The organism is Janthinobacterium sp. JF4, from assembly GCF_059617925.1.
On the sequence record NZ_JCAQAV010000003.1, the window covers coordinates 315400 to 327129 of the forward strand.

Annotated in this window: 10 protein-coding genes; 4 read left to right on the forward strand and 6 right to left on the reverse strand. The window is 61.8% G+C overall.

What is annotated here, in order from left to right; genetic code table 11:
- The first annotated feature begins 329 nt into the window (after nt 1–329).
- Complete coding sequence (locus AC54AF_RS05125; RefSeq protein ID WP_496635649.1) at nt 330–3281, forward strand: ribonucleoside-diphosphate reductase subunit alpha; 2952 nt, start codon at nt 330–332, stop codon at nt 3279–3281.
- Between the two features lie 224 nt (nt 3282–3505).
- Nucleotides 3506–4657: a ribonucleotide-diphosphate reductase subunit beta gene (locus AC54AF_RS05130; protein WP_034746600.1), complete on the forward strand. Its 1152-nt coding sequence runs from the start codon at nt 3506–3508 to the stop codon at nt 4655–4657.
- Nucleotides 4658–4745: 88 nt separating this feature from the next.
- On the opposite strand, the gene AC54AF_RS05135 is transcribed toward AC54AF_RS05130, so the two are convergent.
- Nucleotides 4746–5522, reverse strand: a complete 777-nt coding sequence (locus tag AC54AF_RS05135; RefSeq protein WP_496635650.1) for an SDR family oxidoreductase — start codon at nt 5520–5522, stop codon at nt 4746–4748.
- Complete coding sequence (locus AC54AF_RS05140) at nt 5519–5848, reverse strand: nuclear transport factor 2 family protein (protein WP_496635651.1); 330 nt, start codon at nt 5846–5848, stop codon at nt 5519–5521. Before AC54AF_RS05140 ends, AC54AF_RS05135 begins: the two co-directional genes overlap by 4 nt.
- A 122-nt stretch (nt 5849–5970) precedes the next feature.
- On the opposite strand from AC54AF_RS05140, the gene AC54AF_RS05145 reads away from it, so the two are divergent.
- Nucleotides 5971–6891 carry a LysR family transcriptional regulator gene (locus AC54AF_RS05145; RefSeq protein WP_496635652.1) on the forward strand — a complete coding sequence of 307 codons (921 nt, stop codon included), beginning with the start codon at nt 5971–5973 and terminating at the stop codon, nt 6889–6891.
- Between the two features lie 14 nt (nt 6892–6905).
- Here the strand turns inward: AC54AF_RS05145 and AC54AF_RS05150 are convergent, their stop codons facing one another.
- Together AC54AF_RS05150 and AC54AF_RS05155 are read right to left on the reverse strand one after the other, a co-directional pair.
- Entirely contained in the window at nt 6906–7220 is a 315-nt protein-coding gene (locus tag AC54AF_RS05150) for a hypothetical protein (protein ID WP_496635653.1), read from the reverse strand.
- 454 nt (nt 7221–7674) lie between these two features.
- Nucleotides 7675–8601 carry a hypothetical protein gene (locus AC54AF_RS05155; RefSeq protein ID WP_496635654.1) on the reverse strand — a complete coding sequence of 309 codons (927 nt, stop codon included), beginning with the start codon at nt 8599–8601 and terminating at the stop codon, nt 7675–7677.
- A 366-nt stretch (nt 8602–8967) separates the two neighbouring features.
- On the opposite strand from AC54AF_RS05155, the gene AC54AF_RS05160 reads away from it, so the two are divergent.
- A complete protein-coding gene (locus tag AC54AF_RS05160; RefSeq protein ID WP_496635655.1) occupies nt 8968–9501 on the forward strand; it encodes a YggT family protein in 534 nt (177 codons plus the stop codon).
- A gap of 49 nt (nt 9502–9550) precedes the next feature.
- Here the strand turns inward: AC54AF_RS05160 and AC54AF_RS05165 are convergent, their stop codons facing one another.
- The gene (locus AC54AF_RS05165) at nt 9551–10489 is read right to left on the reverse strand and encodes a PfkB family carbohydrate kinase (protein ID WP_131685508.1); all 939 of its coding nucleotides are present in this window, start codon (nt 10487–10489) and stop codon (nt 9551–9553) included.
- An 11-nt stretch (nt 10490–10500) separates the two neighbouring features.
- Nucleotides 10501–11724, reverse strand: a complete 1224-nt coding sequence (locus AC54AF_RS05170; protein ID WP_496635656.1) for a DUF3426 domain-containing protein — start codon at nt 11722–11724, stop codon at nt 10501–10503.
- Nucleotides 11725–11730 lie beyond the last annotated feature (6 nt).

Sequence of the window (11730 nt, forward strand, 5' to 3'; positions counted from 1 at the left end):
TGCATCCCCCTCCGATGGGCACTACAATTAGTGCAGAAGTTGGATGTAAAGACTATATGTAGTGCCATCACAGACGTTTTCAGAATTATTGTCAAAGCTACCCGGATTGCTGATAAAGCACTGGAACTGGCGGCTCATCACCCTTGATCGTGTTTCGCGCCAGCCGTGCAGTGCGGTGTGGCGATATGGATTCTGATCCTGTTGTAGGCATTATGAAATTACTATTTAGCAACAAATATCTGAAGAAACCCTGACCATCGGGCGTTCTATTCAACAACACACGCGGCAGCAAAACTGCAGGCTGACTTTAGCTGACAACGGGAGCTTCAATGCAATCACCACAAGATATTTCCATCCATCCAACGCCAGTATCGCCAGCGCCAGGCGCGGCCAACAGCGTGGCGAGCACGGGCGCGGCATTGGGCGACTATCGCATCATCCGCCGCAACGGCGCGGTGGTGGCATTTGAGCCTTCGAAGATCGCCATCGCCATGACCAAGGCGTTTTTGGCCGTTAACGGCGGCCAGGGCGCCGCCTCGGCACGCGTCCGCGAACTGGTGGAACAGCTGACCGACGGCGTCGTCGCCGCGCTGGTGCGCCGCCATCCGGGCGGCGGCACCTTCCATATCGAAGACGTGCAAGACCAGGTGGAACTGTCGCTGATGCGTTCGGGCGAGCACGACGTGGCGCGTGCCTATGTGCTGTACCGCGCCAAGCACATGGAAGAACGCCGCCTGCAGAAGGAAGCGCTGGGCGCTTCCGCGCAAGTTTCCGCACCGCAATTAAATGTCACCGACAACGGCGTGCGCCGTCTGCTGGACATGCAGGAAGTGCGCGACCTGATCAACGCCGCCTGCGCCGGCCTGGAAAAGCACGTCGACGCCGACGCCATCCTGGCTGAAACGGTGAAGAACCTGTACGACGGCGTGCCCGTCGAAGAGCTGCACAAGTCGGCCATCCTGGCGGCGCGCGCGCTGATGGAAAAAGACCCGGCCTACAGCCAGGTCACGGCCCGCATCCTGCTGCACACGGTGCGCAAGGAAGTGTTCGGCAAGGAAGTGCCGCAAGCGGCCGCTGCCGCCGAATACCTGACGTATTTCCCGCAGTACATCGCCAAGGGCATCGCCAACGACCTGCTGAACCCGGTACTCGCCAGCTTCGACCTGGAACGCCTGGCAAAAGCCATCGTGGCCGACCGCGACTTGCAATTTGGCTACATCGGCCTGCAAACCCTGTATGACCGCTACTTCCTGCACATCCATGACGTGCGCATCGAAATGCCGCAAGCGTTCTACATGCGCGTGGCCATGGGCCTGTCGCTGAACGAAGCGGACCGCGAAGCGCGCGCCATCGAGTTCTACAAGCTGCTGTCCTCGTTCGACTTCATGAGCTCGACGCCGACCCTGTTCAACTCGGGCACCCTGCGTTCGCAGCTGTCGTCGTGCTACCTGAGCACCGTGTCGGATGACCTGGAAGGCATCTACGACGCCATCAAGGACAACGCGCTGCTGGCCAAGTACGCCGGCGGCCTGGGCAACGACTGGACGCCAGTGCGCGCCCTGGGCGCCCACATCAAGGGCACCAACGGCAAGTCGCAAGGCGTGGTGCCGTTCCTGAAAGTGGTGAACGACACGGCCGTGGCAGTCAACCAGGGCGGCAAGCGCAAGGGCGCCGTCTGCGCCTACCTGGAAACCTGGCACATGGACATCGAGGAATTCCTCGACCTGCGCAAGAACACGGGCGACGACCGCCGCCGCACGCACGACATGAACACGGCGAACTGGATTCCCGACATGTTCATGAAGCGCGTCATGGAAAAAGGCGAGTGGACCCTGTTCTCGCCATCCGAAACGCCGGACTTGCACGACCTGGTCGGCAAGGCCTTTGAAAAGGCTTACCTGGGCTACGAAGCCAAGGCAGCCGCCGGCGAAATGCGTTCGTTCAAGAAGATCGCCGCGCTGGACCTGTGGCGCAAGATGCTGTCGATGCTGTTTGAAACGGGCCACCCATGGATCACGTTCAAGGATCCTTGCAACATCCGCAGCCCGCAGTCGCACGTCGGCGTCGTCCACAGCTCGAACCTGTGCACGGAAATCACGCTGAACACGGGCCCTGACGAAATCGCCGTCTGCAACCTCGGTTCCGTGAACATGCCGGCGCACATGAAGGAAGGCAAGCTCGATCACGTCAAGCTGTCCAAGACCATCCGCACCGCCATGCGCATGCTCGACAACGTCATCGACATCAATTACTACGCCGTCGAGAAGGCGCGCAATTCGAACATGCGCCACCGTCCGGTCGGCATGGGCGTGATGGGCTTCCAGGACTGCCTGCACATGATGCGCATCCCGTTCGCCTCGGACGCGGCCGTGTCGTTTGCCGATACCTCGATGGAAGCCGTCTGCTACTACGCCTACCTGGCGTCGACGGAACTTGCCGAAGAGCGCGGCCGCTATGAATCGTATGCCGGTTCGCTGTGGGACCGTGGCATCCTGCCGCAAGACTCGGTGAAACTGCTGGCGGAAGAGCGTGGCGGCTACCTGGAAGTCGATTCCTCGTCGGCCATGGACTGGACCCCGGTGCGCGAACGCATCGCCAAGTTCGGCATGCGCAACTCGAACTGCGTGGCGATCGCCCCGACGGCGACGATTTCGAACATCATCGGCGTCTCGGCCTGTATCGAGCCGACGTTCCAGAATCTGTACGTGAAATCGAACCTGTCGGGCGAATTCACCGAGATCAACGGCTACCTGGTGCGCGACCTGAAGGCGCGCGACCTGTGGGATGAAGTCATGATCTCCGACCTGAAGTACTTCGACGGCAGTCTGGTGAAGATCGACCGCATCCCGCAAGACCTGCGCGATATCTACGCCACCGCCTTCGAAGTGTCGCCAAGCTGGCTGGTGGAAGCGGCTTCGCGTCGCCAGAAGTGGATCGACCAGGCCCAGTCGCTGAACATCTACATGGCTGGCGCATCGGGCAAGAAACTCGACGAGACCTACAAGCTGGCATGGCTGCGTGGCCTGAAAACCACCTACTACCTGCGCACGATCGCCGCTACCCACATGGAGAAATCGACCTCGCGTACCGGCGCCCTGAACGCCGTGGCAGTCGATGGCGGCATGTCGGCCAGCGCGCAAAGCGCCCAGGCAGCGGCCGTGGCGGCAGCAGCAGTGGCCGTGGCGCCGGTCGTGGCGGCGGCAGCGGACGACGCCGATGGCGAAGCCTGCTACCTGCGTCCGGGGGATGACGGTTTCGAAGAATGCGAAGCCTGCCAGTAAAAACCTGCTGCGCAGCCCCCTCTCGGGTTCTGTGTTGCTCATCGTACTAAAGTACGGCTCCGCTACTCGACCCGATATCGGGCTTGCTCGCGACGGTTTTTAAAAAATTTAAAGTTGTCAGCCCGGCACGGTCGGGCTGATTCAATGTTGTCAATGTCCGCATTGTCCGATACAACGGGCCTGTTGCGGATCGCCGGCTCGCCGGCACGGAAAGGAAGAAGAATATGTCGTTGTCTTGGGATGATGAAACCACGTCGGCAGCTGTGCCGCGTCCGGCGCAGCAAGCGCCACTGGGAAATACCGAATTGAACCTGCCGGCCGGCGCCGAACCGTCCGAAGCGAACGCCGAGCAAGTGGCGCGCCGCGTGAATGCCGACGACAAGCGCATCATCAACGGCAAGACGGACGTCAACCAGCTGGTGCCGTTCAAGTACAAGTGGGCGTGGGACAAATACCTGGCCGGCTGCGCCAACCACTGGATGCCGCAGGAAGTGAACATGCAGCGCGATATCGAGCTGTGGAAAAACCCGAACGGCCTGACGGACGACGAGCGCCGCCTGGTCAAGCGCAACCTGGGCTTCTTCGTGACGGCCGACTCGCTGGCCGCCAACAATATCGTGCTGGGCACCTACCGCCACATCACGGCGCCGGAATGCCGCCAGTACCTGCTGCGCCAGGCGTTCGAGGAAGCGATCCACACGCACGCCTACCAGTACATCGTCGAGTCGCTGGGCCTGGACGAAGGCGAGATCTTCAACGCCTACAACGAAGTCAAGTCGATCCGCGACAAGGATGAATTCCTGATCCCGTTCATCAACACGCTGACCGACCCCGCGTTCGTCACCGGCACGGTGGAAAACGACCAGAAGCTGCTCAAGTCCCTGATCGTGTTTGCCTGCCTGATGGAAGGCCTGTTCTTCTACGTCGGCTTCACGCAGATCCTGGCGCTGGGCCGCCAGAACAAGATGATGGGCGCTGCCGAGCAGTATCAGTACATCCTGCGCGACGAATCGATGCATTGCAACTTCGGCATCGACTTGATCAACACGATCAAGATGGAAAACCCGCAGCTGTGGACGGCCGAATTCCGCGAAGAGATCAAAGTGTTGTTCATGCAGGCCGTGGAACTGGAATACGCGTACGCGGAAGACACCATGCCGCGCGGCGTGCTGGGTCTGAACGCACCGATGTTCAAGGGCTATCTGCGCTTCATCGCCAACCGCCGCGCGCAGCAGATCGGCATCGAGCCGCTGTTCGCCCAGGAAGAAAACCCGTTCCCGTGGATGAGCGAGATGATCGACATGAAGAAGGAACGCAACTTCTTCGAGACGCGCGTGACGGAATACCAGACCGGCGGCGCGCTGAACTGGGAATAAGCCAGCCGATGGCGTCACAAGTCATCATGTAACAAAGGCCTCGCGGATGCGGGGCCTTTTGCTATGTGGAAAGCGTATTGCACCGGGCTCATACGGTCGGGATGGTGCCGCCATCGATCACATACTCGGCGCCGTGGATCGACGCGGCGCGGTCCGAGGCCAGAAAGGCGACCAGTTCGGCCACTTCTTCGGGCTTGCCGGGGCGGCCGATGGGAATGCCACCCAGCGTCTGCATCAGCTCCTGGCGGGCCGCGTCCTCGCTGATGCCGGCGTGTGCGGCCAAGCGCCGTATCATCGCCAGGGCCGCCGTGGTTTCGATGAAGCCCGGCGAGACGGTATTGATGCGGATGCCCTGCGGACCGAATTCCTTCGACAATCCCTTGCTGTAGTTGCTCAGCGCAGCCTTGGCGGCCGCATACGCCAGCGTCGAATCGTACAGCGGCAGGCTGCGCTGGATCGACGAGATGTGGAGGATCACGCCGTACTGGCGCGCCACCATCGCCGGCAGCAGGGCGCGGTCGAGGCGCACGGCGGCAAGCAGGTTGCCGTTGAGCGCGTCTTCCCAGGCATCGTCGTCCAGGGCCAGCGCGCCGCCCCCGGCGGCCGTCGAGCCGCCCACGTTATTGATCAGGATATCGACCCGGCCCAGGCTGGCCAGCGCTTCCTGGATCACCGTGTCGGTTCCCGCGCGGGTGCGCAGGTCGGCCGCAATGAAATGCACGCCGGCTGGCAAGCTGCCGGTGGCGGCGCGTGCCGTGGTCGCCACGTGCGCGCCGCGCTCGAGCATCAGTTGTAGCGTCGCCGCGCCCATGCCCTTCGTGCCGCCCGTGATCAGCACGCGCTTGTCCTTGAAATCGGTATTCATGCGCGGATCTCCAGAGTCTGGATGCGGTTGCCGGCGAGCGTGAAGGCAAAGCGCATCTCCAGCGGGCTGCCGGGGAAGCTGCCGCTGACGCTGCCGGTGACCACGCAGCGCGCCCCTTGCATGTCGGCCGAGGTGGGGCTGACGGTGGCGCCGTACTGCTTGCTGCCAGCTTCTTTCCAGGCTTTGATGGCGGCATGGCCCGCGTGCGCATGGCCGTCGTCATGCACGACGCCATCGGCTGCGAAGCACTGCGCCACGGCGTCGCTATCGTGATGGTTTTCGGCGCTAAAGTAGTCGCCGACGATTGCCGGCATGAACAGAGACATGATGCTTCCTTTCGGGGGGAGAGGTAGGGAGCGACCATCATATGGCGTTCAATTGCAGAGAAATAGTACAGCCAGGGTGATAGGCTTTAAACTTCAGGTTCATTATTGGCGCATGATTCCGTATGAAAAATAACTCCCTCGATGGCATCCGTACCTTTCTCGCGGTCGCCGAGCACAAAAGTTTCAGCGCTGCGGCGCTGCAGCTTGGCGTGACGGTGACGGCTGTCAGCAAGGCGGTCAAGGTGATGGAACGGCAGCATGGCGTGCTGCTTTTCAAGCGCAATACGCGCAATGTCGCCTTCACCGAAGCCGGCGCGGGCCTGTACGCCAGCCTGGCCGGCGCCACCCGGCAGATCGATGACGCCTTCGCCGCGCTGACCATGTTTCGCGACCGGCCCGCCGGCCATCTGCGGCTGACCGTGCCGCGCGCGCTGGGCGCGCTGGTCATGCGCGCATTGATACCGCGTTTTCGCAGCTGCTATCCTGACGTGACCATCGACCTCTCGCTCGACGATGGCGCGGTCGATCTGCTGGCGCAGGGTTACGACGCCGGCATCCGCCTGGGACAGTCCGTGGAGCCGGAGATGGTGGCGGTGCGCCTGACGGGAGACCTGCGCTGGTCCGTGGTTGGCGCACCCGCCTACTTCGAGCGCAAAGGGCAGCCGCTGATCCCGGAAGAGCTGATGCGCCACGACACCTTGGCCTACCGCTTTCACACTTCCGGCGCCTTGCACCGCTGGCGCTTCGTGCGCGATGGCGAAGAATTTCTGGTGGAAGCCGGCGCGCCCCTGGTCGTCAACGACACCACGCTGATCGCCGATTTCGCCCGCTCGGGTCTGGGCCTGGCGTACCTGCCGGACGTGGAAATCGAAGGCGATCTGGCAGTCGGCAGCTTGCTGCGGGTGTTTGAAAACTACGTGCCGCCGACGAGCGGATTGTTCCTGTATTTTCCTGCCCGTACCCAGAGCCAGCCAAAACTGCGCGCCTTCATCGATACGGCCCTGGCGCTCTCCCGGCCAGCGTCTTCCGCAGAGACGCGTTAGCCTTGTCTGTTTTCTCAGCCTGCCGGCATCCTTCTTGAGGCAGGTTGCGGCATCGCCAGTGGCGCTTTCTTGCGCCGTTTTTTCATGGCGCGCAGCGGCGCGGCGGCGCATGCGAATTGCATGCGGCGACGCAGAAAAGTGCGGCCATTTTTTTGCCGCATCGCGCGCGCCGCGACGCATTTTTTTGATGGCGCCAATGCGCGCGAGACAGGTAGTAAATATCGTTTCCGGACACGCTGGCGGCGGCATTTGGCATGCGATTGTGCGATAGCACGCGTATCGTGCAAAAAAGCGGGCGAAAACGTGTCGTGCCGGTTGCGCATTGACAAGGTTTTCGTGTACTTTATGAGATTGCAAATGCGAGCGTTAGAATGCGGGGTTTTTTAACCAGCGCGGTAGCGAAAAAAGCTCGCAAAACAGGGATACAGATTTACACGGATATGCACAAAACCACACCGTTTTCGTCTGCCGCCGTGCCCGAATTTTTTCAGGCATGGCGGTTTTTTATTTGACGTATCGGTGTTGTGGCGAGCGCGATGCGAGGAGCGAAAAAACGCACGGCATCGAAAACGAATGACCGAATTCAGACTTTGCCACCAGCTGCGAGATAAAGCAGGGTGGCACCGACGATGGCTGAAGTGCTGCAAACGTGAGGAGTTGCAGCAGTTCAGCTGGTGCCGAATTCATTAGCGCAAACGACCGTTTGTGCCGATGAATAATTCGCCTGGCCTATCCCTGTGGTGGGTCGGACGGGTTTAAATCTTGTAGCTTAAATTTCTCATCTCAGATGAAGGAGAGACAAATGGCAACAGCCGCTAAGAAATCAGAAGTAAAGAAACCAGCCGCCAAGGCTGCTCCTGCCGCGAAGAAGCCGGCAGCCGCAGCGAAGACGGTTGCCGCTAAACCAGCTGCCAAAGCCGCAGCGAAACCAGCCGCAAAACCAGTCGCCAAAGCCGCAGCCAAGCCTGCAGCAAAAGTGGCTGCCAAGCCAGTAGCGAAAGCCGCAGCGAAACCGGCGGCCAAGGCAGCAGCCAAGCCGGCAGCGAAAGCCGCAGCGAAACCTGCAGCCAAGGCAGCAGCCAAGCCTGTCGCGAAAAAAGCTGCAGCCAAACCGGCCGCCAAGCCAGCAGCAAAAGCCGCAGCAAAACCAGCGGCCAAGGCAGCAGCCAAGCCAGCAGTGAAAAAAGCTGCAGCGAAACCTGCCGCCAAGGCAGCCGCCAAGCCAGCGGCGAAAAAAGTCGTCGCCAAGGCAGCAGCCAAGCCGGCCGCCAAAGCAGCAGCCAAGCCAATGGCCAAAGCAGCAGCCAAGCCAGCAGCAAAAGCAGCAGCCAAGCCAGCAGTGAAAAAAGCCGCAGCGAAACCTGCAGCCAAGGCAGCAGCGAAACCGGCCGCCAAAGCGGCAGCCAAGCCAGCAGCGAAAAAAGTCGTCGCCAAGGCAGCAGCCAAGCCGGCCGCCAAAGCCGCAGCCAAGCCAGCAGCAAAAGCTGCAGCGAAGCCAGCAGCAAAAGCGGCAGCCAAGCCAGCGGCCAAGGTAGCAGCGAAAGTGGCAGCCAAGCCAGTGGCCAAGGTGGCAGCGAAGCCAGCAGCCAAGGTGGCAGCCAAGCCAGCAGCAAAAGTCGCAGCCAAGCCGGCAGCCAAGGCAGCAGCGAAACCTGCAGCGAAGCCAGCGGCCAAGGTGGCAGCGAAGCCAGCAGCAAAAGCTGCAGCCAAGCCAGCTACCAAGGTAGCTGCGAAGCCGGCAGCGAAAGCCGCAGCGAAACCTGCCGCCAAGCCAGCCGCAGCGCCAGTCGTGGCAGCAGCGCCGGCAGCAGCTCCAGCGGCACCAGCCGCCGTGGCCGCCAAGCCAGCCGCCAAGAAGGCCGCGCCTAAAAAGGCCGCACCGAAGAAGGCAGCTCCTGTCGCCAAGCCATCGGCACCTATCGCACCTGTAGCAAAAACCGTGTTGGCACCGGCTGCAGCCTGGCCATTCCCAACCAGCACCCGCCCATCGTAATTCCAACGATACGGGTGCCTGGATGAGGCAACACGCCGCTGTGTGACTCAATCACACAGCGGTTTTTTTTTGGAGAATTAGTCGTGCTGATCGTTATCCTTACATTGATCGTTGATACCATTGCCACCTTGCTGGGCGGCGTGTTGCTGCTGCGCTTCTGGATGCAGGCGGTGCGCGTGCGGCCTCCCTCGTCGGTGGCGCAATTCACGTTTCAATTGTCCGACTGGCTGGTGCGCCCCCTGCGCCGCGTGGTGCCGGGCGTGGGCGGGTATGACTGGGCCAGCCTGATCGGCGCCTTCCTGATCGTGCTGCTGGCCAGCTCGGTCCTGTTCATTTCCGGCGCTCCCGTCGAGGTGGTGCTGCTCAAGGCGCTGCAACGCTTCCTGCAATGGATACTCTACGGTTTCATGGCCTTGCTGATCATCGAAGCCATCTTCAGCTGGGTCAACCCGCATGCGCCGCTGGCGCCGTTTGTACGGGCCCTGAACGAGCCGCTGCTGCGTCCGATCCGCAAGGTCGTGCCGCTGATCGGCAGCCTGGATTTGTCGCTGCTGGTGGCGTTGATCCTGCTGCAGATTGCGCAGGTGCTGGTGGGGATGATTATCGTGCTGAGGTAAGGCGGGGAGGTCGGCCTGGCGTGGGCGCGCAGGCTGACCGGACTACCTATTAGTAGCGGTAGCCGAACGCCGCTTCAAACTGGTCGGCGATGCTGGCTGGCGTAAACACATGGTTTTGCGCGCCCTGGGTGGCGATCTTGATGGCGCCCAGCAGGCTGGCCAGGCGGCCGCTGGTTTCCCAGCCCAGGTCGTTGGTGATACCGAACAGCAAGCCGGCACGGTAGGCGTCGCCGCAGCCGGTCGGATCCAGCACTTCCTTGGCGGTCACGACAGGAATGTCGATGCGCTTGCCGTCCGTATAGATTTCCGACCCTTTTTCGCCACGCGTGACGATCAGCGCTTCCAGGCGGCTGGCGATGTCCGGCAGGGTCAAGCCCGTGCGTTCCATCAACATTTCCATTTCATAGTCGTTGGCCGACACATACGTGGCTTTGTTGATGAAGTCGATCAACTGTTCGCCATTGAAACGCGGCAACTGCTGGCCCGGGTCGAACATGAAGGGGATGCCCAGCCCGGCCAGGTCGGCGGCGTGCTTGAGCATGCCCTGGTCGCCGTCCGGCGAAATGATGGCCACCTTGGCCGGGCCCGCATTGGCGATCGGGTTTTCATGCGCGAACGACATGGCGCCCGGGTGGAAGGCATTGATTTGGTTATTGTCCGCGTCGGCCGTGACGAAGCACTGCGCGTTGTAGCTGTCGGCCTTGATCAGGATGTTGGCGGTGGAAATGCCCAGCTTTTGCAGGCGCTCCAGGTAGGCGGCGCTATCTTGCCCCATGACGCCGACGATGCGCGGGTCGCCGCCCAGCATTTTCAGGCTGTAGGCGATGTTGCCCGAGCAACCGCCGAACTCCGTGCGCATGGTGGGCACGAGGAAGGAGACGTTCACCTTGTGCAACTGGTCGGCCAGCAGGGATTCGCCGAAGCGGCCAGGAAATTGCATGATGGTGTCGGTGGCAAGCGAGCCGCAGATCAGCGATGTTTTGGTCATGATAGTGTCTGTTAAGGGTAAAAGATGGCGATATGGTAGCCAGACGCCGTGAGCTGGTCTAATGCAAAGTACAGTTTGATGGTTTGTTCCGAGCGCGGCGCAAACCCCTTGCTCACGTCGACGGTGGCCGGCAGATAGTCGCGCGGCGCGATCACGCGGCGCAAGACCGGCTTGTCGTTGGCGTCGTTGAGTATCAGTTCGATGCTGGGCCAGGCTTGCACGCTGCGGCTCTGGTTGCGCAGCAGCGAGACGTAGGAAAAGGTTTGTTCCTTCAATGTCTGCAACTCGCCTTGCTCGATGGCCAGCGCCTCGATCTGCGCCGGCAAGTCGACCTGGCAGCCGCTGAGCTGGCACAGCGTGACCAGGGTCGGCTTCCACTGCGGAAATTGTGCCGCCAGCGGATTGCGGAAGGTGGTCATTACTTGCAGGAATAACAAAAGCAGCAGTACCACCGAGCCGACGGCCATGGCCACGCGCAAGGCCTTGCCGCTCTGTTCGCGGCGCCGGCTCTGGGTGACGAAGGCTGGCTCGTCGTCGGCTGGCGGCAGGACGGGTTCTTCCTGTTCTTCGGCGGCATCCGGCGCAACGGCGGCGGCGGGCTGTGGCGTGAAGGAATGGTCGGCCAGCGTGGGTTCCCGGCGCACGGACGCAGGCCTGTCCAGGCTGACTTTTTCGACGGCAGGCAATGCCGGTGCGGCGCCAGTTTCCAGGTTCGGTTCGCGGCGGCTATCGCGCAAATACGTGGCGAAGGCGGGCGCGTCATCGACCTGGCGGCGCTTGAAAGGCGCCATCGGCTGGGGTAACGGTGCTTCGGGCGCCTCTGGCGCAGTTGCTGCAGGTGGTTCGAGCGGTGCGTCGGCAGCTACCTCGGCAGGCAGGCTGACGTCGAGATCCAGTTCGATGTGCTCGCCATCGTCGTCGTCCTTGAGCTGCGCCGTTTCCGGCAGGATGCCGAACGGGTCGAACGAGGTGTCGAAGTCGAGGGAATAAATGGGTTCGTCGTCCGTGGCGGACGGCAGGCTGGCGTCAAGCGGGGAACCGGTCGACGGCGGGGCGGCAGTGCCGGGGCCGGACGTTAAAAACGGCGATGCCGCGGCCGGATCGACCAGCGCGGCATTGCCGTCAAACACTTCTCTGCACGTGCCACAGCGCACGATGCCCCCACGTAACTTCAACTGGTCAGCAGCGACCCGAAATATCGTGTTGCAATGGGGGCATTTGGTGGCGAGGGCCATTGCTGT